Genomic DNA, 26,822 nt, shown 5'->3' on the forward strand with positions numbered 1-26,822 from the left:
AGCGCAGACCAGCGATCTGGATCATCGACCCCGCGCTCGGTGCACGGCCCGTAACGGGTACTGGAGGTTGCTTGCCGGCGGGGGCGTTGTTGTGTAGGCCGACCCGTCCGTGCGGAGCGCCCGTGGCCTCGCTACGCCAACCGCGCGACACCTACCGCGCCCCGGGCGTCCTTGACGCCGTCGCCTGGCTCCGGCAATTGTCAGACCCGCTCCTCGCCCCACTCCGGCCGCAGGTGCCACGGTTGGAAGACCTTGTGCCGATGTGGGGTCCGCGCGGCCGGCCGTTGGAAAGGAGGCGTGGCGCTGCTGCGACTGCGGCGCGACCCGGGCCAGCATCGCGGCGACGTGGGCTGCCGTCACCGCAGGTGTGCGGTGTGTCCGTGGCAAGCGGGCGGCCACCGTCGGGCCCGGACGGCTCTGCGAACCGACCAGGACGCCGCAGTGGCCGCCTCAGGGTTGACGTTCAGCGCGGGGCTGGGCCGTTCTGCAAGCGGCCGGGCGGGAGCCGGTCAGCGCAGCCTGTCCGGGGGACCTGGCGCCCGGCCGGACCAATCACGGTGCCGTCAGGAGATTTTGCGGCGGTAGATGGCCATGGCGAAGACGTAGGTGACGATGAGGATGCCGACGCACCAGGCGAGGGCGGTCCAGATGTCGGTACCGACCGGCTGCTGTGTGAACAGGTCGCGGATGGCGTTGACGATGGCCGTTACCGGCTGGTGTTCGGCGAAGGCGCGTACCGGGCCGGGCATGGTGTCGGTGGGTACGAAGGCCGAGCTGATGAACGGCAGGAAGATGAGCGGGTAGGAGAAACCGCTCGCGCCGTCCACGCTCTTGGCGGTGAGGCCGGGGATGACGGCGAGCCAGGTCAGCGCGAGGGTGAACAGGATGAGGATGCCGGCGACGGCGAGCCAGGCCAGTACTCCCGCTCCGGAGCGGAAGCCCATGAGCAGGGCGACGCCGACGACGACCACGAGTGAGATCAGGTTGGCGACCAGCGAGGTCAGTACGTGCGCCCACAGCACGGACGACCGGGCGATCGGCATGGACTGGAAGCGCTCGAAGATGCCGCCCTTCATGTCCAGGAAGAGTCGGAACGCGGTGTAGGCGATGCCTGAGGCGATCGTGATGAGCAGGATGCCGGGCAGCAGGTAGTTCACATATGAGTCCGACCCCGTGTCGATAGCGCCGCCGAGCACGTAAACGAAGAGCAGCATCATGGCGATCGGCGTGATCGCGGTGGTGATGATGGTGTCGACGCTGCGGGTGACGTGTGTCAGGGATCGTCCCAGCAGCACGGCGGTGTCGCCGAAGAAGTGCTTGGTCATCGTTGTTCCTCTACTTGTCCGCGCCGACGGTGCGGGCGTTGGCGGCGCCGTCCTTGCCGGCACCGACGATGGCGAAGAAGACGTCCTCGAGGGTCGGCTGCTTCTCGACGTATTCGACCTTGGCCGGTGGGAGCAGTTGCTTGAGTTCGGTGAGGGTGCCGTTCACGATGATCCGGCCCTCGTGGAGGATCGCGATCCGGTCGGCGAGTTGTTCGGCCTCGTCCAGATACTGCGTCGTGAGCAGCACCGTCGTGCCCTGGCCGGCGAGCTTCTTGACGGCCTGCCACACCTCGATGCGCGCCTGGGGGTCGAGTCCGGTCGTCGGCTCGTCGAGGAAGATGACCGGTGGATTTCCGATGAGGCTCATCGCGATGTCGAGTCGGCGGCGCATGCCTCCGGAGTACGTCGACACCTTCCGGGCGCCCGCGTCGGTCAGCGAGAATCGCTCCAGCAGGTCATCCGCGATGATGCCCGGGTTCTTGAGGTGCCGCAGCCGGGCGACCAGCACCAGGTTCTCCCTCCCGGTGAGGATCTCGTCGACGGCCGCGAACTGCCCGGTGAGGCTGATGGACTCCCGCACCCGCGCCGCCTGGGTGGCGACATCGAAACCGTTGACGCTGGCCGCCCCGGCGTCCGCCTTGAGCAGCGTGGACAGGATCCGCACCACGGTGGTCTTGCCCGCCCCGTTCGAGCCGAGCAGGGCGAAGATGCTGCCCCGCGCCACGTCGAAATCCACGCCACGCAGCACACGTAGCTGCTTGTACGACTTCTCCAGACCCTTCACGTGGATCGCCGGGACATGCTGTGCCGTCATCAGATTTCCTCTCTTCCCTTCCGGTGTCTTCTCCGGTGGCGCGGTCGATCGCTCTGGTCAGCCGTTCCCGCTCCCGGACGATCCACTGACCCCTGGGGTAGTTGCGGACGGACGTCTCGATGAAGTCGACGGGGCGGAACGACCACCCTCCCGCTACTCAGCACCACTTACTACCGGTAGATAGTAGCACTGACTACCGGGCGGGCAAGCCTCCATGTGACGGCCAGGGGTGACGGCGGCACCGAGCTGGCGGCTACCGAGCCGGGGTCCGCCACCGTCTTACGTGCGGCCTGCCTCGCGGCTTCCTCATCGAGCCTCGGCGCGGCCAGGGGCAGCCTCGGCCCGTCGGCGACGACCCGTTCCCGCAACCCGTGCAGCTCGTTCTCGTCGAAGCGACGTCCTGGTTCTGCGGGTTCTCTTGCCGCAGCGTACGGTTCTCCTCGACCAGGCCGGTCGTCGGCCGGGTCCGGTTCCTAGCCTGGCCGCGCTTGCCGATCTTTCCAGCGGCTCCGGACCGCCGGCCATGCGGAAACAGCACCTGCGTGATCTGGTCCATGCGGGATTCATGTCGCTCGACGGCGTGCTGGATTCCCAGGTCAGCCCTTCACCGCGCCCGCGGTGAGCCCCTCGGTGAGGAAGCGCTGCCCGAAGGCGTACATGACCACCACGGGGATGCTGACGAGCAGCGACGCCGCGGCGAGCTGCCCCTGCGGCACGACGTCCCCGGTGATCATCGACTGCATTCCCACCGGGAGCGTCTTGTACTCGTCCTTCGTGATGAACACGAAGGCGAAGAGGAACTCGTTCCAGGCATTGGTCAGGGTGAACAGCGTGACCGCCAGCAGTCCCGGCTTGGCGAGCGGCAGCACCACCCGGCGGAACGCCTGGAGGCGGGTGCAGCCGTCGACCAGCGCGGCCTCCTCCAGCTCGACGGGGATCGACGAGAAGTACCCCGCCAGCAGCCAGGTGGCGAACGGAAGGGTGAAGGTCGGGTACGTCACCACCAGAGACCACAACGAGTCGGTGAGCCGCACCCCGATGAGTAGCTGGTACAGCGGGATGAACAGCAGCGCGCCCGGCATCACGTAGGTGATCAGCACCGTGACGGTGAAACCCTGCGCCCCGCGGAACCGCAGCCGGGCCAGCGCGTAGCCGGCCAGGACGGCGCAGAACAGCGCCACCACGGTGGACGCGGCGGACACCAGCACGGTGTTGAGATACCAGCGGCCGAACGGCTGGTTGGCGAACAGGGCGCCGAACTGATCCAGGGTCCACGGCGTCGGCCACAGGTCGTGTTCGCGCATGACGACCTGGCCCTCGGACTTGAAGGCCGTCACGGCGATCCAGTACATCGGGCCGAGCACGAAGGCGAGCAGGCCGGTCAGCGCGACACCGGAGCCCAGGCCCGACACGAGGGACGACGCACGGCGACCTCCCCGGGCCTGGAAAGCCGAGGCCACCCGGCCGACCCCAGCCGCGATCAGCAGGATCACCCCGAGGACCACCGCCGCCTTCCAGAAGATCTGCGGCGACGCCCAGAGCAGCAGACCGGCGACCGCCGCGGTGACGACCCACGGCAGCGCCTTCCGCGCCGTCCCGGCCCACCGCGCCGTCCGGGTATACCGGGGTGGCCTGGTACCGGTGTCCTGGCGCAACAACCGGACCAGGACGAATACCAGCCCGCCGATGATCGGCAGCATGACGAGCGTGACCGCCGCCCCCGCGCCGTACTGTAGCTGCAGGATCGCCTTCGAATAGGCGACGAGCACGTACGGCGCGGTCACGTCGCCCGGGCCGCCCTGCGTCAGCAACCAGATGAGGTCGAAGTTGTTGAACGTCCAGATCGACGACAGGGTCACCGTCACGGTGATCACGTGGCGCAGTCCGGGCAGCGTCACGTGGACGAACCGCTGCCACGACGAGGCGCCGTCGATGGTCGCCGCCTCGTACTCCTCCGCCGGGATCGCCTTCAACCCCGCGAGGAAACAGACGGTGAAGAACGGCACGCCCTTCCACACGTTGACGAGGATCACGGAGGGCATGGCCAGCGAGGCGTCGGACAGCCAGCCCGCGGGCCAGCTGTCGACCAGCTGCGCGGAGGCCAGCAGCGGCCCGATCCCGGAGGCGGTGAGCAGCGTGTTGACGCTGCCGAAGATCGGGTCGAGCAGGGAGCGCCAGCTGAACGCCGTCACCACCGTCGGCACCACCCACGGCACCAGAAGCAGCCCGGTCAGCAGGGCCCGCCCGCGACGCCGATGGTGCAGCAGCAGGGCCGCGGCCAGCCCCAGCACCACCTTGAACACCTCGGCGTAGGCGGTGAAGACGAAGGAGTTCACCACTCCCGTGTAGAACTGCTCGTCACCGGCAAGGGCGAGGTAGTTGCCCAGGCCGACGAACACACTGTCCGGGCCGTGTCGTTCCGTGGTGCTGGTGACGATCGACCGGGCGATCGGCACGAGCACGAGCACCCCGACCAGCACGGCCGTGGGCGCCAGAAACAGTGTCGCCAGCCGCCAGTCACGACCCAGCCGCCGCTGGGTCGTCGTGAGGGAGCCCGGCCCCGGCGGCGAGGATGCCCTCGTCACCGGGGCCGGCGCTGGACGAGCCGACCTCACTGCGGCAGCCCCTGCTGGGCGAAGATCCGCACCATTTTCGCGTGCGCGGCCGTCACGGCCTGCGCGGGCGCCGTTCCCTGGATGACCTGCTGCATCATGTCGGTGAGGACGTAGGCCGCGACGACGGCCTGCTGGCCGGCGCTGGCCTTCTGTGGGAAGGTCAGGCCGTTCTTGGTGGGCAGCGGCAGCGGCTGCTGGGACATGTTGCGCAGCATGGGAAACGCCGGGTCGCCGTTGGTGAAGAACGGGTCGGCGTCCCAGACCTTTTCCCAGGCGGGCATCGCCAGGCCGGGCGCCTCCTTGGCCACCCCGACCAGCGCCGGCGCACTGACCAGGTACTGCGCCAGCAGCTTGGCGAGCGCGGCGTTCTTGGCGCCCTTGAAGACGACGAAACCCTGGGACTGCCCGAACAGCAGGGACTTGTCGGTCGCCGGCCCGATGCAGTCGGAGAAGACGTGGGTGTTGCCGTAGACCGGGTACTTCTTGGTCTTGGAGTCCGCGTAGACGCTGAAGCTGTTGCGGGTGTAGCCGGAGATCCCGGCGAGCCAGTTCTCGTTGTTGCTGGTGTCGGTCCAGCTGGCCACCCCCGGCGGCAGCATCGGCCGGTACTTGGAGTTGGTGTAGATGTCCCCCAGGAAGGTCACCGCCTGCACCGTCTCGGGCGAGTCGAACGTGACCTTCCGGCCGTCGTTGGAGGCGATCGCCCCGCCATAGGAGTTGATCAGTGCCTCGATCATGCCGTTGCCGTCACCGGACCGATTGACGGTCATGCCCCAGCCGAACCGGCGCTTGGTCGGATCCGAGATCGCCAGGCACAGGTCCCGCAGCTCCTCCCAGCTGTAGACGTCCTTGGGGGCGATGCCCTTGTCCTGCATCCAGTCCTTGCGCAGGAACGACCCGATCCCGATGAAGTGGTACGGGATCGCGAACCACTTGCCATCGAAGACGCAGAAGTGCCTGGCCTCCGCGCAGGGCTCGCCGTACTTGGCCGTCAGCGCCTCGACGATGTCCGTCACCTCCTCCAGGTCGCCCAGCGCCTGGAACTGCGCGACGAACCGCGAGTCGGTCATGAACGCCAGGTCACGAGCCACGCCGCCCTTGACCTCTGCGTCGATCTTGGCCACCACATCACCGGCGTCGGCCTGGACCAGACTGTTCTCGATCTTCGTCCCGGTGGTGTCGGCGAATTTCTTGATCGAGCTGTCGAGCACTTCGTTCGCCGCCGTCGAGTACAGCTTCTGCGACAGCATTCCCATCGAAGAGCCCTTCAACGACGCCGCGGCGTCGAGCAGCTCCTTCGGAACCTCCGCCTGCGCTCTCGGGGGCGACTCCGAATCGCCCCCGCACGCGGCCAGACCGGCCGCGCCGAGCACCCCCACCCCCATCCCCAGAAAGCCGCGCCGGGACCACAACGGGTTGTCCTCCATGGCCACTCGTCTCCTTCCTATCCCCTCACCGCTGCACGCCGAAGGGGCCGGAAGGCCTGCCGCCTCCCCTGTTGACACCTGCGAACCGCTCACGAGGACAGATCGCCCGAACGGGGGGTCGCAGCCCGCCTCTGCCGCGCAGTCATCGGAAAGTTGCCCCGGTGCGCGGCGGCCCTTCCCCCGACTTGCCCCGAGACATGCGCGCCGCCGGCCCGGAACATCGGCCTGCCCGGCGGTGCGCTCACCTTACACATTCCGGAAAGTCGCGCCTAGAGGGTGAAGCAAAATCTGGGAAGCAACGCCATTGACTGCCGTCAACCACCCGTGATCGAGGTCGGGGCACGGTTCATGGGCCGCGCCATTCAACGACGTCGCTCCACATCGGGACGCCGAGATCCGCCGACGTGGATGCCCGCCTGTGTCGCTCTGCCGACGGCCTGGTCCTCGCGCTCCGTACCGGGCCGGCGGCGGCCGGCCGCCCGGCGACGCAGATCCGACCGGCCGGAGCCTCCATAGTGGACCTTCTTCAACCTGAACCGCGCGGCGCTCACCCACCGCGTCCGACCTCGCGCTCCAACGGACCGCAAGGGGAGGTTGAAAAAGGTTCAGTGGAGCGGCCTCGCCGGTGGTCCGGGCCTCCCGTCCGCCGCGGCCCCGTGCCGAGCTACCTGATCAGAGGGAGTACGTGTGCAGCACGGCACTGCGCTGCGCTGCTGAAAGGTCGTGGCGAGACGCCCTTCCCGGCGGTCGGCGCGCCAACGGAAGAAGCACGCCAGCATCCCCGAGGCGGCCCGCCGCCGCGCCACCTCGGCGCGCCACAGCGAAGTTGCGGGCTTACCGGGTCGCCCCTGCCCCGGTCGGGTGGGCGGTGACGCCGAGTAGATGGATGCGCCGGGTAGTCACCTCCATGACCACCAGCGCGTACCGGCTCCCAGTTCACCGCCTGTGCGACCAGTTTGGCGCAGTACACGGCGAGCAGCGTCTCCGTTCCGGAAGATTTCCGGAAGGGTGTTGACACGATGGCGAATCCGTATCGATACTTGCTCATCGACAGGCGTCTACCCATGTAGCTCGGGTTGATCCAGGACTCGCCACATGGTCATCGACCATGACAAGCAACCAGGGTCAGCCGCAGGCCAGCCACACCGGCGACAGCGCCGCGCCAACCGGGTTCAGCCTCAACGGCGCCGCCTGCCACTGGACCTCTTCGACCTGGACCGCGCGGCGCTCACGCACCGTGTCCGACCGTGCGGTCCGCCGGACCGCACGGGGAGGTCGAAAGGGTTCACTGAACACCCCGCCTGGTCCGGCACCTGCCGGGCTTCGGCATGAATGTCAACCACTTGATGCTGACCTGTAAGGAGATGCCTCGTGAGCAGCAACCCGAGCCAGCGTAAGAAAGGTACGAGAATTGCTCTGCTGCCGGCGGCGGCGCTGCTTCTGGTCGGCGGCGCGGTGATCGTTCAGTCGAACACGCCGGCCGTCGCGGCCGAGACGACGCTGCGGGCCGCGGCCGCCAAGGCTGGCCTGTTCTTCGGCGTCGCCGCCTCACCCGGCCGGCTCAGCTCGATCGTCAACCAGGAGTTCAACCAGCTCACCCCCGAGAACGACATGAAGCCGTCGACGATCGCCACGTCCACCGGAGCCCTGCAGAACACCGGCAACGCGGACACGCTGGTGAACTACGCGCAGTCCAACAACATGTTGGTCCGCGGTCACACCATGGTGTGGCACTCGCAGGCAGGCTCGCTGCAGGGCGCCAGCCAGGCGACGCTGAACACCTTCATCGGCAACGCGTTGACCCGCTGGGGCAACAGGATCGCGTACTGGGACGTGGTCAACGAGCCGTTGGCCGACAACAACACCGGCACGCGCCGCACCCAGTGGCCGCACACCCTGAACCGGGACGCGAACGGTGACGGTGACTTCTTCGACGCGACCGACACCGACGTCATCCGGGACTCGTTCATCCGGGCCAAGCAGGTCGTGCAGCAGAACAACCTGAGCACCAGGCTCTGCATCAACGATTACGACATCGAGGGCCTGACGGTCCAGGGCGGCACCGTCAACCGCAAGGCCAACGCGATGTACGACATCGTCAGGACCTACCGGCAGTACATCGACTGCGTCGGCTTCCAGGCACACTTCAACGACAACCCGAACAGCATCATCACCGACGATCTGCAGGCCAACATCCAGCGGTTCGCCGACCTGGGCGTCGAGGTGCACATCACCGAACTCGACATCGACGACGACCTGAGCAACAACGACATCGGCCAGGGCCAGGCGGACAACTACCGCAAGGTCGTCCGCGCCTGCCTGAACGTCGCCCAGTGCACCGGCATCACGGTCTGGGGCATCTCCGACAGTGAGTCGTGGCGCGCCTCCGAGCGCGGGCTGCTCTTCACCGGCAGCAACGGCAACTACCAGAGGAAGGCCGCGTACACCGCCGTGCTCGATGAGTTGAACAAGGGTCGGAACGTCTCGCCGTCCACCCCGCCCGTCTCGCCGTCCAGCCCGCCGGTAACGCCCTCGGTCCCCCCGGTGTCGCCGTCTGGGTCGCCCAGCTCGTCGCCGCAGCCGCCCGCCGGCTGCACGGCGTCAATGTCGCTGAACTCGTGGAACGGTGGATTCGTCGCCACGGTCCGGGTCACCGCCGGCTCCGCGCCGATCAACGGCTGGTCCGTCGGGCTGACCCTGCCCAGCGGCGCCACCGTGTCGAACTCGTGGAACAGCACTGCCAGCGGCACCAGCGGCGCTGTGCGGTTCACCAACGTGAGCTACAACGGCCGGATCGCCGCCGGGCAGTCCGCCGAATTCGGGTTCCAGGGTACGGGGAGCGCCACCGGGATCACCCCCACCTGTACCGCGTCCTGACCTGACCCGGTCCGGGACGGGTGTCGACTGCCCGTCCCGGACCGGCCGAGCTTGTACCGCTGCGATCAGGCCGCTGCCGGTGCGAAGACCACGTTGAAGTGGACGAACCGGCAGCCTGTTGTCCGGGTCAACCTGGCGATTTCGGTAAATCTCGTGGCGGGTCAGTACGGGTGGAACTGCTCGAACGGCGGCTCGACCAAGGAGTCCGGAAGCCGGAGAGCGCGGCAGCGGGGCACCGCCTCGGCTCTGGGGTCGTCGCCGATGTTCCGCAGGGTTCCGCCGCTGAAGGCGTCGGGAATCGCCGTCCAGCCCAGGTTTTGCTCGTAGTACCGCACCGCGGTGCGCACCGAGGGTGTCCAATCGTCGTCCACCACGATCAGTCCGCCCGGCCGGACGATCTTGCGCAGGAAGTAGAGGTCCACGAAGACCTCGTGATAGCGGTGACTACCGTCCACGAACGCCGCGTCGGCGACGAGACCCTCGCTGACAAGTTCGGGGAGCGCGATGGAGGACCACGTACGCACGAGCCTGGCGATCGAGTCCAGTCCCGCAGCGCGCAGTAGATCCCAGCCGACATTGGAGTACGCGTGGTCCTGAAAGGGATCGATGATGACGTGGCGGGGGCGCGGCGGGTCGACTGCGACCAGCGCCTCCCCGACTGCGAGGGCAGAACCGGCGTATGCAAGCCCGACCTCGACAACCGTCTCGACCCGCTCAGAGATCAACAGATCTCGAAGCAGATCGCAGTCCCGCTCCGGCATCGTGACCGTCTCGAAGTCACGCTCGTGAGGTCGCGTCCACGGGGGACCGTCCCGGGCAAGTCGGCGGCGTACCTCCCGAACTCGTGCCCCAAGCTTCGGTCCCGATGAGGGATGCGGTAATCCGATCATGCGGAGTCGCGCAGCACCAATCTCGTAGGAAGGATAAGGGAGGCGGCTTCCCGGCCCGCGATCAAGTCGATGAGCACTCGGGTCATTTCCTTTCCCAGGGACTGAACCGATTGATGAACCGTGGTCAATGGTGGATCGGTCCGTTCGGCTATTCCTAGATCGTCGAAGCCCACGACCGCTACGTCCGCCGGTACGGACCGACCGGACTCGCTCAGCACGCGCAGGGCTCCGGCCGCCATGTTGTCGCTGGCAGCGAACACGGCATTGAGATCCGGGTGGTCGTCGAGCAGCGTTCTCATCGCCACGGCCCCACTGGCCTCGGTGAAGTCACCTTCCGCCATGCCGTACGGAGTCAGACCCGCCATGATCATCGCCTCACGATAACCGCGGTAGCGGGCTGCGCCGACCTCAGTGCTCATCTCGCCCGTAATGGTGACAATACGGGTTCGACCGAGGCTGATGAGATGCTCGGTAGCCAGCCGCGCCCCACCGAGGTTGTCGGAGTCGACGTACCACTGCGGCTTGAAATGCAATGGCCGACCGCCGTACACGGCCGGCAGGCCGGCTCGGCGCACAATGTGGGTCAGCGGGTCGTCGCCGCGTAGCGCCATCAACATGATGCCGTCGACGCCCCGCGTGTTCAGCAGGTTCGTGAGCCGGGACCGGCCCCGACCGGAACTGGCCAGACACAACAGCAGGTGTAAGTCGGTGTCCTCCAGCGCCGAGGAGACACCGACAATGACCTGACCGAAGAACGGATCAGCGAACAACTCAGGATCGTCGTGGGAGATGGCGAGGGCGACGACTCCGGTCTGCTGGGTGGCCAGGGCACGAGCGGTGCGGTTGGGCAGGTACCCCAACTCCTTGATGGCCCTCTCGACGGCGTCGCGCGTGGCGCGACTGACGTGCGGCGCCTTGTTGAGGACCCGAGACGCGGCAGAGCGTGACACACCGGCGCGCGCGGCCACCTCGTCGAGCGTGGGCTGGCGCCGAGTTGTGCCTGTTTCCATCTTGATGCCGCGTCCTTCCTGCCTAACGTCGGGGACAGGCCGGCGACGGGGGACCCGGCGTGGCTCGATCGATGCCAACCCGGCTACCGACCGTGCTGACGTCGCCGGTAAATGGTATCGGCCTCCGACGACCAAGGTCGACACCGTCACGCCAGGTACGACCGTGATGCGTCGCCAGGGCCATCGGCATCTTCGAGTAGCCGGAAGCGGGTAGATCCTTCCCGTAGCCCCTCGGCGCGCGATGGGCGCATGCACGAACGTTGGTCCGCTCGCGCGCCGTCGCACCGCCCGAGTCCGACACTGCCGGCGTGAACCAGTGCCACATCCTGGAAGCGGTTCCAGTATCGCCGACGCCAGGACCGTGCGGCAGACCCGGGGCCTGGCGAGCAACCTTGACTTTTGCTCGTAACATGCCCAACATGAGATTGACGTCGCTGGATAGGAGCAAACTGGAAGCGCTTCCGGTCTGACTCAAACCTCAGGCCCGTAGGAGTTCACGAGCGCCGCCTCGACGCGGGACGTCACAGCGCACCGACCACAACGCGGTGACCAGACAGGTGGAGGTCGATCCGTCAGCTTCGGGACCCGGACGTCCACTCAGAACGCTTCCCCGCGCCGGTTGCCTGACGGCGACGCGGTAGGCAGCGGACGGGGCGAGCGTGTTCTGACCACCACGTCACCGTCGTTGGCGGTCCGGGGTTGGCGCAACCGCGGGTCCAGGCACTCAGCACCAGTTCATGTCGATGCACTTTCAACGCGCTAGGAGACTCGCAATGAAACGACCCGCCCGGCCGCTGCTCGCGCTTGCAGCCGCGCTGGCAGTGGCGGTCCCGACGATCCTGTTCGGCTCGTCGGCCGCCTACGCCGATCCGATCAGCCAGACCAGCGGCTTCTACGTCAATCCCCAATCCAGCCCCGCGTCATGGGTCGCCGCCAACCCTGGCGACGGACGCGCCAACGCGATCAGAACCGAGATCGCCCAGAAGCCGATGGCCTCCTGGTTCGGCAACTGGAGTGGCGACATCACCGCTGCGGTCGGCAACTACGTGGCGGCTGCGGACGCCGTCGACAAACTCCCCCTGCTCGTGGCCTACAACCTCCCTGGCAGAGACGCCTGCGGCGGACACTCCGGCGGCGGTGCCGGAAGTGTCGCCGCCTACGACGCATGGATCGCAGCCTTTGCCAGCGCGATCGGCAACCGGCCCGCTGTCGTGGTCCTCGAACCAGACTCACTGGGTGACTTCAACTGCATGACCCAGCCGCAGATCAACGACCGCGTCGGCATGCTCGCCCGCGCCGCCAACCAGTTCCGATCCAATGCGCCCAACACATGGGCCTACCTCGACGCCGGCAATCCTGGCTGGGTCGACTCTCGGACGATGGCGCAACGCCTCAACATGGCCGGCGTCGCCAACGCCCACGGCTTCGCCCTCAACGTATCCAACTACTTCACCACCGGCGAGAACACCAACTACGGCAACGCGGTTGCCTCCACGCTGCGTAACGACTTCGGATACACCAAGCCCTACGTGATCGACACCAGCCGCAACGGCAACGGCTCCAACGGTGAGTGGTGCAACCCGGCCGGCCGCAGGATCGGCACACCGACCCAGACCGGAGGCGGTGCCGAGATGCTGCTGTGGCTCAAGACACCGGGAGAGTCCGACGGCAATTGCGGGGTCGGAGCCGGATCCACCGCCGGTCAATTCCTACCGGAGGTGGCATATAAGATGATCTTCGGGTATTGAGCTGGGCGATACGCGACGATCACCGGACAAGCCGGTTCGCCCGGGCGCTCGCGCTGGCGCACCACCTGCCTTGGGGCCGGTGGTGGCCGGGTTCGCCCGGGTACGGCATCGAGATCGAGCTGTCGGCGTGATCGCGTTGCCCGAACCTGGATCACACGGTGTGGCGCACCGCGTGCAGCGTGGCGACCGCGCCGCACCGGCGTCGATAACAGAATTTCGCTGTTAGATTCATTGGGCATCCGATCCGATTCTCTTCGACGAAAAGTGTTATCTGTCGCCGCTGTACGCGTCGGGTTGTCCCAGGTGCGTCCCGTCGGTCGCTCCGGCGCTCATACGGGTTCACGCATTGATGCCCGCCCCTTGAATACCTCGAAATGTTCTGGCAATATGCCGTACATCCGCCTGAGCGGCTTCCCCGTGTCTCACTTGATGCCCGTGAGGCAATGCGGCCGGTCATGTTAGCGGTAACACCTTCGGTTCCGTACCCCGGGAGGGCAGATCAGAGCATTAGCGCGCTGGCGACGACATGGCCGGGCAATCCATCCGTCCACGCCGTCGCGCCGGAGTGCCGGACGGCGTCGCCGGCCACTCCCACGCTTCTACTGTGTCGTCCCGGGAAGCGCGGATCGCCACCACTCCACGCGTGGCGCAGGGCGCCTCGGGTGGTTCGGGCAAAGGAGAAAGACCATGGATGCAGTGGCGCAGGCGCCACCAGTCACGCCGGCTTCAGGACCGGCCCGCCAGAATTCGGCCCGCATCCCGCGACGTCGCGGGCGGTACGCGCTCGTCGTCACCGTGGTGGCCGCCCTCGTCGCTACCGCCGCGGTCGCGTTCGGTCCGGCACCGGCGTCGGCGGCGACGGTCGACACGAGCGCGTGGTACGTGTTGGTCAACCGCAACAGTGGCAGAGCGTTGGACGTGTACAACCTGGCCACCAATGACGGTGCGCGGATCGTGCAGTGGGCGCGGAACAACGGCAACCAGCAGCAGTGGCAGTTCGTCGACTCGGGCGGCGGCTACTACCGGCTGCGGTCACGGCTGTCCGGCAAGGTGTTGGACGTCTACAACTTCTCCACCGCCAACGGTGCCAGCATCGTGCAGTGGGCCGACGGCAACGGAACCAACCAGCAGTTCCGGTTGGCCGACTCCGACGGCGGTTACGTCCGGCTGATCAACCGGAACAGCAACAAGGTGGTGGAGGTACAAGGCGCCTCGACCACCGACGGCGGAAACATCGTCCAGTACGACGACTGGAACGGCAACAACCAGCAGTGGCAACTCGTCCGCGTCGACGGCGGCACCAACCCGACCACACCACCGACAACACCGCCGCCGACCGGTACCTGCGATCTCCCGTCGACGTACCGCTGGACATCGACCGGCCCGCTGGCGCAACCAAGGTCGGGGTGGGTCTCACTGAAAGACTTCACCTACGCCCCCTACAACGGCAGGCATCTCGTCTACGCGACGACACACGACACCGGAACGACCTGGGGCTCGATGAACTTCGGCCTCTTCACAAACTGGTCCGACATGGGCTCGGCCAGCCAGAACGCGATGTCGTCGTCCACCGTCGCACCGACACTCTTCTACTTCGCCCCACGCAACACCTGGGTGCTCGCCTACCAGTGGGGCGGACCCGCCTTCTCCTACCGGACCTCAAGCGACCCCACCAACCCGAATGGATGGTCATCACCACAGACGCTCTTCTCCGGAAGCATCTCCGGCTCCGGCACCGGACCCATCGACCAGACACTCATCGGCGACAACACGAACATGTACCTCTTCTTCGCCGGAGACAACGGCAGGATCTACCGGGCCAGCATGCCCATCGGCAATTTCCCGGGCAGCTTCGGCTCGAACTACACAACAATCATGACCGACTCGACGAACAACCTGTTCGAAGGGGTCCAGGTCTACAAACTCCAGGGCCAGAACCGTTACCTCATGCTCGTCGAGGCCATCGGCGCACAAGGCCGCTACTTCCGCTCGTTCACAGCCACCAACCTCGGCGGCTCCTGGACCCCGCAAGCCACGACCGAGAGCAACCCCTTCGCCGGCAAAGCCAACAGCGGTGCCACCTGGACCAACGACATCAGCCACGGCGAACTGATCCGCAGCAACGCCGACCAGACCATGACCATCGACCCATGCAACCTTCAACTGCTCTACCAGGGACGCTCCCCCAACTCCGGCGGCGACTACGGCCTCCTACCCTACCGACCAGGCCTACTGACACTGCAACGCTAACCCCATGACACAGGCCGGACTCCGACGTCCCTAACACATCCAGACAACGACACACGCCAAATCAGATGAGCGTTGTCAACGCTCGCGATCAGGATCGGACGGAACAAGAGCGGGCGGGCTCGGCCCAATGCCGAGCCCGCCCGGTGGATCCACGCTTCGCCAGCGTCGGGTTCGGCCGCACCGTGGCCCGGGTCGCGAACTGGGGCGGCACACCGACCCTGCCCTCTGACCCGCACCAGCCCTCTAGTCAACGCACCCTGTCGGGAGAGTTCGTGATGTCTGAAGTGACACGTAGGAAACTTCTCACGGTCGGGGCGGCCGGGGCGGGAGTCGCAATGCTGCCGGCGGGGTGGACCGCCGTCGCCCGAGCCAAGTCGGCGGCACCGCCGCAGGTGCTGGCCGCCAACGACCTGGCGCTCTGGTACGACGAGCCCGCCGGCACCGACTGGCTGCGGGCGTTGCCGATCGGTAACGGCCGGCTCGGTGCCATGGTGTTCGGGAACGTCGACGCCGAACGGTTGCAGCTCAACGAGGACACCGTCTGGGCCGGTGGACCGTACGACTCGGCCAACCCCCGGGGGGCGGCGTCGCTGGCGGAGATCCGGCGACTGGTCTTCGCGGACCAGTGGGGCCAGGCGCAGACGCTGGTCGACCAGGCAATGCTCGGCCGACCCGCGGGGCAACTGGCATACCAGCCCGTCGGCAACCTCCGCCTCGGCTTCACCTCCGGCACGGTGTCGCAGTACAACCGGACACTCGACCTCACCACCGCCACAGTTTCGGTGACGTACGTGCTGAACGGAGTGCGGTACCAGCGTGAGGTGTTCGCGAGCGCGCCGGACCAGGTGATCGTGATCCGCCTGACCGCCGACCGCGCGAACTCGATCACCTTCAGAGCAACGTTCGACAGCCCACAACGTACGACAGTTTCCAGCCCGGACGCCACGACGATCGCCATCGACGGCATCTCCGGAAACATGGAGGGCATCAACGGATCCGTCCGCTTCCTCGCCCTGGCCAACGCCACCGCCAGCGGTGGCACGGTCAGCAGCTCCGGCGGAACGCTGCGGGTGTCCGGTGCTACCGGTGTCACGCTGCTTGTCTCGATCGGCTCCAGCTACGTCGACCACCGCACCGTCAACGGCGACTACCAGGGCATTGCGCGCACCCGCCTCGACGCCGCCCGAAACGTCAGCATCGACCAACTGCGTAGCCGGCACCTTGCCGACTACCGGTCGCTCTTCGACCGGGTCACGATCAACCTGGGCCGGACGTCGGCGGCCGATCAGCCGACCGACGTGCGAATCGCGCAACACGCCGGCGTGAACGACCCACAGTTCTCCGCGCTGCTGTTCCAGTTCGGTCGCTACCTGCTGATCTCCTCCTCGCGGCCAGGCACCCAGCCGGCCAACCTTCAGGGCATCTGGAACGATCAGATGGCGCCGCCCTGGGACTCGAAATACACGATCAACGCCAACCTGCCGATGAACTACTGGCCCGCCGACACGACCAATCTCGCGGAGTGTCTCCTGCCGGTCTTCGACATGGTGCGGGAGCTGGCTGTCACCGGTGCCCGCACCGCCCAGGTGCAGTACGGCGCCGGCGGATGGGTCGCGCACCACAACACCGACGGCTGGCGGGGCTCGTCGGTCGTGGACGGCGCGCTGTGGGGCATGTGGCAGACCGGCGGCGCGTGGCTGGCCACGCTGATCTGGGAACACTACCTCTTCACCGGCGACGGCGAGTTCCTCCGGTCCAACTATCCGGCCATGAAGGGCGCCGCCCAGTTCTTCCTCGACACCCTCGTCACGCATCCGACGCTCGGATACCTCGTGACCAACCCGTCGAACTCTCCGGAGCTCCCGCACCACGCCAACGTCAGCGTGTGTGCGGGCCCCACCATGGACAATCAGATCCTCCGCGACCTGTTCGAGGGCTGCGCCCGGGCCAGCGAGGTGCTCGGCGTGGACACCACCTTCCGGATCCAGGTCCGGTCGGCGAAGGATCGCCTCCCACCCATGCGGGTCGGCTCCCGCGGCAACGTCCAGGAATGGCTGGCCGACTGGGTCGAGACCGAGCAGTACCACCGGCACATCTCCCACCTCTACGGCTTGCACCCCAGCAACCAGATCACCAGGCGTGGCACGCCGCAGCTGTACGAGGCCGCGCGCCGCACGCTGGAGTTGCGCGGCGACGACGGGACCGGCTGGTCACTCGCGTGGAAGATCAACTACTGGGCCCGGATGGAGGAGGGCGCCCGCGCGCACAAGCTCATCCGCGACCTCGTCCGAACCGACCGGCTCGCGCCGAACATGTTCGACCTGCACCCGCCGTTCCAGATCGACGGCAACTTCGGCGCCACCTCCGGCATCGCCGAAATGCTGTTGCAGAGCCACGACGGCGAACTCCACCTACTGCCGGCGCTGCCGACCGCCTGGCCCACCGGCCAGATGTCGGGTCTGCGGGGGCGCGGCGGATACACCGTCTCCATCGCGTGGACCAGCGGGCAGGCCGATGAGTTCCTCATCAGGGCCGACCGCGACGGCACCGTCAAGTTGCGCGCCCGGCTGTTCACCGGCGGCTTCACCGTTGCCGACGTCACCGACGGCAGCACGCCCACCACCACGCAACCCGAGTCCGACGCCGTCCAGCTCGGCGTCCGGGCCGACCACAGTTACCGACTGGCACGGCCAGCGGTACAGCCATCGCCGACCCTCAGCCCCACGGCATCGACGAGCCCGGGCACCCCGACGTCGAGCGCTACCAGTTCACCCGCGCCTTCCTCGGCCCGAGCAGTCTACGCGGTGACCAACTCGTGGCCAGGCGGCTTCCAGGGCGAGGTGACGATAACCGCCGGATCGTCGCCGATCCGCAGTTGGAACGTCTCCTGGGCGTTCCGCGACGGACAGGTGGTCAGCCAGGTGTGGAGCGGCTCGTACACGCAGAGCGGAGCGGACGTGACCGTGATCAACAGTGCCTACAACGGCGCTCTCCCCGCCGGCGGCTCCACCACCTTCGGGTTCATCGCCTCGGCGAGCGCCGTCAACGACCCGCCCACGAACATCACCTGTACGGCGACCTGAGCCGGTGCGGTGTGTGCCTCCTCCTCGACCACTCCCCCTCCGTAGGCGCGGAGGCGCGCCCGTGCTGGCCGGTGACGACGGCGGCACCACGGCGGGCACGCCGAGGCCGCCGGGGCCGGCGCCGACCAGGGCGGAGTCGGCCGTTGAAGTCGCAGGTCACGGCCGGAATCCAGCCTCCCCGCCGACAGGTCGTTGACGAGGACTGTGCGGATGAGTATCCTCATACGTCATATGATAGAGATCGATATCAGTCGATCAATATCTCGATTCGGCTTCGCCGCGAGGGCCATGCCGATGGGGCCGTGGCTGGCGACCCAGGTCGCAGGTGGGCAAAGCCAGCACCTCCGCCGCGGTGTGCCAGCCGATATCTGATGCCCAATGACTCATCGCGGTCACTCCGGACCGCACACCCTATGGAGGGCCGCGTGAAGCGCGTCATCACCACCGCAGCCGTCTTCGCCGCAGCCGTGCTCCTGGCATCCGGCTGTTCGGCGGGATCGGGCGGCGACTCCGACTCGTCCGGTTTCGAGTTCTGGTCGTTCACCGGAATCAACCAGAAGGCCGACGTCGAGGCCTACACGAAGGCACATCCGGACGCACGCGTCAAGCTCACCGAGGTGGGCAGCACGACCGAGACGGCCCAGGCACTCACCGCGGCACTGGCCGGCGGCAAGGTGCCCGACCTCGTGCTGATCCAGGGTGACGACCTGCCGAAGTTCATGCAGTCTCCGGAGAATTTCGTGGACCTGTCCACGCTCGGCGCCGACAAGATGAAGGGCGACTACCTCGACTGGGTGATGAAGCAGTCGACGACCGGGGACGGCAAAATCGTGGGGATACCGACGGATGTCGGCGGCATGGCGATCGCGTACCGCACGGACCTGTTCAAGGCCGCCGGTCTGCCCACCGATCGGGACCAGGTATCGAAGCTGTGGCCGACCTGGGACGCGTTCGCGGAGGTCGGCAAGCAGTACGTCCAGGCGACCGGCAAGCCGTTCCTGGACAACACGCCGACGAGCATCTTCTTCCAGGCGGTCAACCAGGGCACAGAGCGCTACTACGACGCGGACCACAAGCTGTCGTACGACAGGAACCCACAGGTCAAGGCCGCATTCGATCTGACGCTGAAGATCTTCGCGACGGGCATCTCCGGCAAGCAGACTTCGTTCTCGACCGGGTGGACCGCGGCCATGAGCAAGGGCGACTTCGCGGTCGTCTCCGCGCCGGCGTGGATGCTCGGCTCCATCCGTACCAACGCCCCGGATACCGCCGGCAAGTGGGATATCGCCACCATTCCCGGCGGCTCGGGCAACTGGGGTGGCAGCTACCTGGCCATCCCCAAGCGCGCGAAGAACCCGAAGGCGGCCTGGAACTACATCGCCGAGATGCAGTCGCCGGCCGGCCAACTGGCGAACTTCCTGTCGAAGGGGAACTTGCCGACGACACCGTCGGTCTACACGGATCCGCAGCTCGTCGGAAGGGCCGAGCCGTTCTTCTCCAACGCACCGATCGGCAAGATCTACACCCAGTCCGTTCTGAACATCAAACCCTTCTACATCGGTCCCGACGACGCCACCATCGGCAGCGAACTGCTCAACACCCTCACCAGCGTCGAGCAGGGCAAGGTCGATCCCGCCAACGCGTGGGACACCGCGCTGACCAACGTCAAGAACGCCCTTCGGGGCTGAACGGACGACTGATGCGCGGCGGTCGGTGCGGACCCGACCGCCGCACGTCGGGAAGGTGACCGCTGTGACCACCACGCTCAGCCCGGCCACGACCGCCCAGGCCCCGCCACAGCCCAGTCGGTACCACCACATACAGCAGGGCGTACGCGAGCGACTGGCGCCCTACGCCTACGTGGCGCCGTTCTTCCTCCTCTTCTTCGTCTTCGGTCTCTTCCCGCTGCTGTTCACGTTCTACGTCGCCCTGTTCGACTGGGACCCCATCGGCGAGCGGCACTTCGTCGGGATGGACAACTTCTCCCAGCTCGTCCACGACCCACGGTTCTGGGGCGCGTTGCGCAACACGTTCAGCATCTGGGTGCTGTCGACGGTTCCGCAGTTGCTGCTCGCGCTCGGCGTGGCGCACCTGCTCAACCACGTACGGCTGCGGGCGGCCACGTTGTTCCGGATGTCGGTGCTCGTTCCCTACGTCACCTCCGTGGCCGCGACGACCATCGTCTTCGCCCAGCTCTTCGACCGGGACTACGGCATGCTCAACTGGTTCCTGGAATTGCTGGGTTTCGAGCACATCGACTTCACGGCGTCGGTGTGGGGAAGCCACCTCATGATCGCCGCGATGATCGCCTGGCGGTGGACCGGATACAACACCTTGCTGTACCTCGCCTCGCTACAGGCGGTTCCCCGCGAGCTGTTCGAGGCCGCTGCTGTGGACGGCGCCAGCGGTTGGCAGCAGTTCCGCCACATCACCATTCCGGCGCTGCGACCGATCATCGTGTTCACCGTCGTCACGTCGACGATCGGCGGGCTGCAGGTCTTCACCGAGCCGCTGCTGGTCAATCCGGTGGGTGGACTCACCTGTGGAGCGGCACGGCAGTGCCAGACCCTCACCCTCTTCCTCTACGAGCAGGGCTTCGGCCGGTTCCACTTCGGCTATGGCGCCGCCGTCGCCGTCGCGCTGTTCGTCATGGTCGTGATCGTCGCCACGATCAACTACCTGTTGGTCACCCGCATCCGCTCGGAGCGTCCATGAACCCCGCATCCTCCACCGGGCGGACACCGCACCGCCGACGCAGCGTCAACCGGGTCCCGATCGTGGTGTACGGGGTACTCGGCGTCATGGTGTTGCTCAGCGTCTTCCCGCTCTACTGGATGTTCGTGGTGTCCACGACGGACTCGGCCACCGCGACCAGCCTTCCGCCGCACGTCCTGCCCGGCGGAAACTTCCTGTACCTGGCGAACATGGTCTTCGACACCGTGCCGTTCGTGCAGGCGCTCGTCAACAGCGTCATCGTCTCCACCGCGATCGGCGTGGGCCAGGCGGTGCTGTGCGCGCTGGCCGGTTTCGCCTTCGCCAAGCTGCATTTCCGGGGGCGCGACACGCTGTTCCTCATCGTCGTGTTGACCATGACCGTGCCGGCGCAGCTGGCCGTCATCCCACAGTATCTGATCATGTCGAAGCTCGGCTGGGTGGACACCTTGCAGGCCCTGATCGTCCCCGGGCTGGTGAGCGCGTTCGGCATCTTCTGGATGCGTCAGCACATGGGCAGCACCATCAACGACGAACTCATGCACGCCGCCCGGGTGGACGGCGCGACGACCTGGCAGATCTTCTGGCGCATCGCCTTCCCGCTGGTTCGCCCGGCGGCGTCCATTCTGGGACTGTTCGGGTTTGTCAACGCCTGGAACGACTTCCTGTGGCCGTTCATCGTGCTGAAGTCCCCGGAGCGGTACACCGTCCAGATCGCCATCAAGGCCCTGCAGAACAGTCGGGACCTCGACCTGGGTCTGGCCATGTCGGGCTCGTTCCTGGCCACGCTGCCGCTGCTGGTGTTGTTCGTTTTCGTCGGGCGGCGCCTGGTCCAGGGGATCATGGAAGGTGCGTTCAAGGGCTGACCAGCGCCGGTTCCCACGCCCGCGCCCGTATCGTGCTACCGCCCGTACTCCATCTCAAGGCCTGCCCGGAGTTGGCGGCGCGGAGGTTGAGCGACGGACGAGGGCGAATCCACCCTACTGAACCTTTCTCAACCTCCTCTTGCGGTCGGACGAACCGCAGGGCCGGACGCGGTGCGCGGGCGCCGCGCGGTTCAGGTTTGGTCGTGGTTTGCGACGTCGGTTCAGGACCGGCGGCTGCTGCCGCCGTGGCCGGGGGCCGGCGCGGAGAGGGCATACTCCGCGCCGGCCCGGCCGTGACCACCTCGCGACGGCTCAGCCGTTCGCCGCCGACCCGTCAGCGGTGCGGGTGGCCACGTCCTGGCGGGCCCGCCGGACCAGCAATCGGCGGTGCGGCCGTGGAGTGGCGGGTGGGGTCGTCCGCGGTGCCGTGGTCGGCCAACCCGCTACCGTGGCTGGAACTGCCACCAGTCGACGTTGAGCAGGTAGCCGCTGCCGCCGGCGAAGCGCAGGTACAGGTCGTGTGTGCCGGTCGCGCCGCTTATCGGGCAGGTGACGGTCGTCCAGGTCTGCCAGCCCCCGGTACCCGGCACGGTGCAGGTTCCCACGAGGGTGCCGTTGGTGCCGCCCAACCGCAGTTCGATGCGGCCGCCGCTGGTTCCCGAAGCCACTCTGGCGTTGAGGGAGGCGGCGCCGGAGCCGAAGGACACGCCTTTGACCTTGGTCCAGTCCCCGTTCTCGATCCAGCCGACGTTCATCCCCCCTCCGCTGGCCGGCTCGGTCTCCACACCGGTCTCCCAGGCGATCGTCTCGGCCTCCTGCCGGACGTAGGGATTCAGTGTCCCGACCTGCGGAGCGCCCGTCGCGGTCATGTTGATCGTCGGGATCGTGCCGTCGGAGTTGTAGGTGAACTTCTCCACCGCCACGGAACGGGTGAAGCCGCCGCCGCCCGGCAGGGCGCCGTTGTGGTAGAAGAAGTACGAGCCGCCGTTGAAGTCGATGACGCCAGCGTGGTTGGTGAAGCTGCCGCCCTGCCGGGGCATGACCGTTCCTCGGTACGTCCACGGCCCGGTCGGCCCGGGGGCGGTCGAGTAGCCGATGAACTCCGAGCAGCATTCCGCCGCGAAGACGTTGTAGTACAGCCCGTTTCGCTTGTAGACCCAGGGTGCCTCTTCGTAGAGGGTCGGGCGACTCGCGTTCCCGCTACGGGCGCCGAACCCCGCCGTGGTCAGCGGGATCTGCGTCGCGCCGCCCGAGAACGAGATCATGTCGGCGTTCAACCGCACGTACCAGAGATTGGGGTTGCCCCAGTAGAGGTATGCCTGCCCGTTGTCGTCGATGAAGGCGGCCGGGTCGATCTCCCCGTTCTCCACCAGTGGACGACCGAGCGCGTCCCGGAACGGCCCGGTGGGGCTCTCCGACACACCGACCCCGATCGCCATCCGTCCGGTCGCCCGGTTCTTGACCGGCACGTACCAGTAGAACTTGCCGTTGCGGTAGATGGTGTGGCCAGCCCACGCATCGGCGCTGGCCCAGCTGAAGGTGGCCAGACTCATCGGAGAGCCGTGGTCGGTCCAGTTCACCATGTCCGTCGACGACCAGACCCGCCACTCGCGCATAGTGAAGTACGTCGAGCCGTCCTCGTCGTGACCGGTGTAGAGGTACACCCGGCCGTTGTGTACCAGCGGAGCCGGATCAGCCGTGTAGATCGTTTGCACGATCGGGTTGTCCGCCCGCGCCACCCCGGGCACCAACGCCACGAGACACAGCAGCGCGGACATCATGGCCACGCCGCGTCTGCCCGCGACGCGGCCGAGAATTCCGGATTTCATGGTTGCCTCCTCGGAATCATGCTCATCTCCAGCGCGGACGCTTCGTCGCGAGTGGTGGTCGCGCCGGCCGGGCCGACGCGGAGCTTGCCCGCTCCGCGCCGGCCCTCCCAGGTCACGACGGCAGCGACATGTCGGCGTTGATGACGCTGCCGGCCGCGCCTGGAGTCCGCGCCCCGGCCCTGCCCGCTGCAGGCCGGCTAGCAGGGGGTATTGCCGTACGAGGCCGCGTGGCGTGCCTGACGATGTGCCGTCCTGGCGGCGCCGCTACCCGACGCGCACGAGTTGCCATTGCTGGTTGTTGCCGCCCCAGTCGGTGTACTGCACCACGTTCGCGCCGTCGTTGACGTCCGCGCCCTGCACCTCCAGGGCCTTGCCGCTGTTGCGGTTGATCAGCCGGACGTAGCCGCCCGCCGAGTCGGCGAGCCGGAACTGCTGGTTCGCCCCGTTGAGATCAGCCCACTGCACGACCGTGGCGCCGTCCGCGGTGGACGCGTTGGCGACGTCGAGCACCTTGCCCGAGTGCCGCGACTTCAGCCGGTAGTAGCCCCCACCGGAGTCGACGAACTGCCACTGCTGCCAGGCACCGTCGTTACGCGCCCACTGGGTGATCCGCGCCCCGTCGCTCGTGGCCAGGTTGTACACGTCCAACGCCTTACCGCTGTTGCGGTTTGCCAACACGTACCACGCGGTCGTGTCGACCTGCCCCGGGTTGGGGACGCTGCCGCCGTTGAGTGCGCTCAGCACCGCGTCGTAGGCGGGCTTCTTGTTGCCGTTGCCGTCGAAGAGCAGCGGGTTCTGCCCGGTGCGCCACGAGTCGGTGTCGCGGATGCCCCAGACGGTGATACCGGTGCAGCGGGCGACGGCAAGGCAGGCCCGGGTGACGGTCCCGTAGACGGCGGCCTGGTTCGAGCCGGAGATGTCCAGTTCGGTGATCTGCACGTCGACGCCGAGGTCGGCGAAGCGTTGCAGGTTGGCTTGGTAGTCGCCGGGCACCGAGTTGCTCAGGTGCGACTGGAAGCCGACGCAGTCGATCGGTACGCCGCGGGCCTTGAAGTCGCGCACCATGTTGTAGATGCCGGTGGACTTCGCGTTGATCCCGTCGGTGTTGTAGTCGTTGTAACAGAGTTTGGCGCCCGGGTCGGCGGCGTCCGCGGCGCGGAAGGCCGCCTCGATCCAGTCGTTGCCGGTGCGTTGCAGGTTCGAGTCCCGCCGCCCGCCACTGCCGCCGTCCGCGAACGCCTCGTTCACCACATCCCAGGAGTGGATCTTGCCTCGGTAGTAACTGGCGACCTGAGTGACATGGTTCATCGCCGCGTTACGCAGCGCGCTGCCGGACATGCCCTGCGCCCAACCTGGCTGCTGTGCGTGCCACAACAAGGTGTGACCCCGCACGGACATGCCCCGCGACCGAGCGTGGTTGACGATCCGGTCCGCGTTCGTGTAGCTGAACCGGCCCTGTTGCGGCTCGGTCGCGTCCCACTTCATTTCATTCTCGGCGGTGACGCTGTTGAACTCGCGGTTCAGGATCGTCAGGTACGTGTTGTCCCCCATCCTGCCGGCTGCGACGGCGGCGCCGAAGTAGCGGCCCTTCTCCGCCGCCGAGGCACCCAACGTGGTGCCGGCGCTGGCGGGACTGGCGATCTGCAGTGCCATACCGGCCCCGAACAGCCCGGTCGCCAGCAGTGACAGGATCGCCCTCGTCCACCATCGTCGCCGGGGAGGCCTGGTCGAGTATCCGAGTTCGTTCATCGATCAGTAGCCTTTCGAGATCGTTACCGGGCAGGGATCGCTGCCACATGAAGGGGTGGGCGCGGCGAGGTGCGGCCGGGATGCGAGTCCTCAGGCCGATCGCGTCCGCCGCCGATGCGATTCTCATGCGATACGGCAGCAACGCCCATGCGAAAAGTCCGAAACCTCACGCCGCCGGGAATGTGACCGGCGACCAGTCGCTCCATCGATCCTCCCTTGCGATGTGGTAGCGCATTCTGTGAGCGCTAACACACTTCGCCCACCTAGTCGGGGTTAGCGAGGGCAGACATCAAGGGAGCGCTCACATCGATGTATGGAGATTGCCAGATTGTTTCGCGGCCTTCAAGAGGTACGCGGTAACACCTACACGAAATCCGACCACCGCGCAGTTCGCTTCAGGTACGGACCTGCGACAGACGCGGTCGATAACACTTTTTGGACGGTGGTGACGAAATGACAAAGGCACAAGACCACAGCAGCTTTCTGTTATGGGAACCCGTGACATATGGTCGCCGCCGTCCCACCTCGGCAGTGGCACGCCGGGCAGTCCTCCTCCCCCGCTGGCGGTAGCCGAGGCCGCGGAAAGCTGTCCGGGCCGTATCCATCGCCGCCAGACCGGGGCGACCCGCAGCCCGCTGCCGCGCCCGTCCCTCAACCGCGACCGCGGCACGCGTCAGCGGGGGCAGAGGAGCAGTGCGAGGCCGGCTATCAGCCCCTGGAGGGGAATCGGTCGCCCGTGGCGCTGGCAGACCGTGCACGACCGGGTGTGCCGCGTGATGCGTTTACGCCACAGCGGGCTGGGGACGCCGTCCCAAGCCTCCAGCGTCGCACTCAGCCGTGCACACCTGGGACGCGCTTCCAGCGCGGCTACGAGTGACCGGCTCAGCTCGAGCCGGTCGCGCATACGCTGGACGCGTACACCGGCCTGAGCCACGCTCGTCGCCAGTGCCGCCGCGAGGGCGATCCTGGTCAGCAGCCCTACCGTCTCCAGCCACCACAGCGACAGCAGCCTTCGATCGTGCCGGTCCAGCCAGGAACTGGCGCGCATCACCTGCCCGCGCTGGCTGGACAGCTCCACCCGAAGCAGGGCCAACCCCTCCGCGTCGGCAACCGGTGCGTCGGCCACCTCGGCGAGCAGCGTGGTCCGTTCGGCATCGGCCCGCCGCCGGTGCAGGTGGGTGCTGACCTGGCGCGTCGCGATCGTCAGCAACCACGGCCGGAAGCTTTCTGGAGAGCGCAGTGCCCGCAGCTCCCGCAGGGCGCGCAACATGGTCTCCTGCACGACGTCGTCGGCATCGGGCAGCCCACCCAGTGCCCTGTGCACGACGGTGTAGACAAGCGGCAGGTACACCGTGACAAGTTCGTCGAGCGCCCGCCGATCGCCGGCCTGGGCCGCCACGACCACGCTCGCCTCGTCATCCCTGCTGGCCGGCATGCTCCGCACCATTGAACCTTTTTCAACCTGAACCGCGCGGCGCTCACGCACCGCGTCCGACCCTGCGGTCCGTCGAACCGCGAGGGGAGGTGGAAAAAGGTTCATTGGCGAGGTCTCGGTCAGGTCGTGCTCAACCAGATCGACGGGCACCCTGCCCACCCGAGGCGCCTGCCGTGGACCCGCCGCCGACCG

The 26,822-nt window shown here is 67.2% G+C and carries 17 protein-coding genes; 8 read left to right on the top strand and 9 right to left on the bottom strand.

Annotation, left to right across the window (positions count from 1 at the left end; all coding sequences use genetic code 11):
• Positions 1 to 563 precede the first annotated feature (563 nt).
• The 4 genes from ACQEVC_RS36290 to ACQEVC_RS36305 all read right to left on the bottom strand — a co-directional run bounded on the left by ACQEVC_RS36290 (position 564) and on the right by ACQEVC_RS36305 (position 6,181).
• Positions 564 to 1,325 carry an ABC transporter permease gene (locus ACQEVC_RS36290; RefSeq protein ID WP_432887184.1) on the bottom strand — a complete coding sequence of 254 codons (762 nt, stop codon included), beginning with the start codon at positions 1,323 to 1,325 and terminating at the stop codon, positions 564 to 566.
• A 10-nt stretch (positions 1,326 to 1,335) separates the two neighbouring features.
• Positions 1,336 to 2,139 carry an ABC transporter ATP-binding protein gene (locus tag ACQEVC_RS36295; protein ID WP_432887187.1) on the bottom strand — a complete coding sequence of 268 codons (804 nt, stop codon included), beginning with the start codon at positions 2,137 to 2,139 and terminating at the stop codon, positions 1,336 to 1,338.
• Between the two features lie 596 nt (positions 2,140 to 2,735).
• On the bottom strand, positions 2,736 to 4,724 hold the full coding sequence (locus tag ACQEVC_RS36300; protein ID WP_432887190.1) for an ABC transporter permease subunit: 1,989 nt from the start codon (positions 4,722 to 4,724) through the stop codon (positions 2,736 to 2,738).
• 26 nt (positions 4,725 to 4,750) lie between these two features.
• Entirely contained in the window at positions 4,751 to 6,181 is a 1,431-nt protein-coding gene (locus tag ACQEVC_RS36305; protein WP_432887192.1) for an extracellular solute-binding protein, read from the bottom strand.
• A 1,371-nt stretch (positions 6,182 to 7,552) separates the two neighbouring features.
• On the opposite strand from ACQEVC_RS36305, the gene ACQEVC_RS36310 reads away from it, so the two are divergent.
• On the top strand, positions 7,553 to 9,058 hold the full coding sequence (locus ACQEVC_RS36310) for an endo-1,4-beta-xylanase (protein WP_432887195.1): 1,506 nt from the start codon (positions 7,553 to 7,555) through the stop codon (positions 9,056 to 9,058).
• A gap of 161 nt (positions 9,059 to 9,219) precedes the next feature.
• Here the strand turns inward: ACQEVC_RS36310 and ACQEVC_RS36315 are convergent, their stop codons facing one another.
• Positions 9,220 to 9,819: a class I SAM-dependent methyltransferase gene (locus ACQEVC_RS36315; protein WP_432887198.1), complete on the bottom strand. Its 600-nt coding sequence runs from the start codon at positions 9,817 to 9,819 to the stop codon at positions 9,220 to 9,222.
• A gap of 125 nt (positions 9,820 to 9,944) precedes the next feature.
• Complete coding sequence (locus ACQEVC_RS36320; protein WP_432887201.1) at positions 9,945 to 10,958, bottom strand: LacI family DNA-binding transcriptional regulator; 1,014 nt, start codon at positions 10,956 to 10,958, stop codon at positions 9,945 to 9,947.
• 773 nt (positions 10,959 to 11,731) lie between these two features.
• Here ACQEVC_RS36320 and ACQEVC_RS36325 point away from each other — a divergent pair.
• The 7 genes from ACQEVC_RS36325 (at position 11,732) to ACQEVC_RS36355 (ending at position 21,617) form a co-directional block, all read left to right on the top strand.
• On the top strand, positions 11,732 to 12,706 hold the full coding sequence (locus tag ACQEVC_RS36325; RefSeq protein WP_432887203.1) for a glycoside hydrolase family 6 protein: 975 nt from the start codon (positions 11,732 to 11,734) through the stop codon (positions 12,704 to 12,706).
• Positions 12,703 to 12,837: a hypothetical protein gene (locus ACQEVC_RS36330; RefSeq protein WP_432887205.1), complete on the top strand. Its 135-nt coding sequence runs from the start codon at positions 12,703 to 12,705 to the stop codon at positions 12,835 to 12,837. Before ACQEVC_RS36325 ends, ACQEVC_RS36330 begins: the two co-directional genes overlap by 4 nt.
• Before the next feature lie 556 nt (positions 12,838 to 13,393).
• On the top strand, positions 13,394 to 14,956 hold the full coding sequence (locus ACQEVC_RS36335) for a non-reducing end alpha-L-arabinofuranosidase family hydrolase (RefSeq protein WP_432887208.1): 1,563 nt from the start codon (positions 13,394 to 13,396) through the stop codon (positions 14,954 to 14,956).
• Positions 14,957 to 15,231: 275 nt separating this feature from the next.
• Entirely contained in the window at positions 15,232 to 18,039 is a 2,808-nt protein-coding gene (locus tag ACQEVC_RS36340; RefSeq protein WP_432887211.1) for a glycosyl hydrolase family 95 catalytic domain-containing protein, read from the top strand.
• 413 nt (positions 18,040 to 18,452) lie between these two features.
• Positions 18,453 to 19,727, top strand: coding sequence for an ABC transporter substrate-binding protein (locus tag ACQEVC_RS36345; RefSeq protein WP_432887214.1), 1,275 nt, complete (start codon positions 18,453 to 18,455; stop codon positions 19,725 to 19,727).
• A gap of 64 nt (positions 19,728 to 19,791) precedes the next feature.
• Positions 19,792 to 20,754 (top strand): carbohydrate ABC transporter permease, encoded by a 963-nt coding sequence (locus ACQEVC_RS36350; protein WP_432887217.1) that lies wholly within the window; start codon positions 19,792 to 19,794, stop codon positions 20,752 to 20,754.
• Positions 20,751 to 21,617: a carbohydrate ABC transporter permease gene (locus tag ACQEVC_RS36355; protein WP_432887220.1), complete on the top strand. Its 867-nt coding sequence runs from the start codon at positions 20,751 to 20,753 to the stop codon at positions 21,615 to 21,617. The genes ACQEVC_RS36350 and ACQEVC_RS36355 overlap by 4 nt, the downstream gene beginning before the upstream one ends.
• A 443-nt stretch (positions 21,618 to 22,060) precedes the next feature.
• On the opposite strand, the gene ACQEVC_RS36360 is transcribed toward ACQEVC_RS36355, so the two are convergent.
• From ACQEVC_RS36360 to ACQEVC_RS36370, 3 genes are all read right to left on the bottom strand, one after another.
• Positions 22,061 to 23,446 carry a glycoside hydrolase family 43 protein gene (locus tag ACQEVC_RS36360; RefSeq protein WP_432887223.1) on the bottom strand — a complete coding sequence of 462 codons (1,386 nt, stop codon included), beginning with the start codon at positions 23,444 to 23,446 and terminating at the stop codon, positions 22,061 to 22,063.
• Between the two features lie 264 nt (positions 23,447 to 23,710).
• A complete protein-coding gene (locus tag ACQEVC_RS36365) occupies positions 23,711 to 25,195 on the bottom strand; it encodes an endo-1,4-beta-xylanase (protein ID WP_432887226.1) in 1,485 nt (494 codons plus the stop codon).
• Positions 25,196 to 25,868: 673 nt separating this feature from the next.
• On the bottom strand, positions 25,869 to 26,780 hold the full coding sequence (locus tag ACQEVC_RS36370; protein ID WP_432887229.1) for an RNA polymerase sigma factor: 912 nt from the start codon (positions 26,778 to 26,780) through the stop codon (positions 25,869 to 25,871).
• Positions 26,781 to 26,822: the final 42 nt, after the last annotated feature.

The sequence above is a fragment of the Plantactinospora sp. CA-294935 genome (assembly GCF_050936445.1).
GTDB lineage: Bacteria > Actinomycetota > Actinomycetes > Mycobacteriales > Micromonosporaceae > Plantactinospora.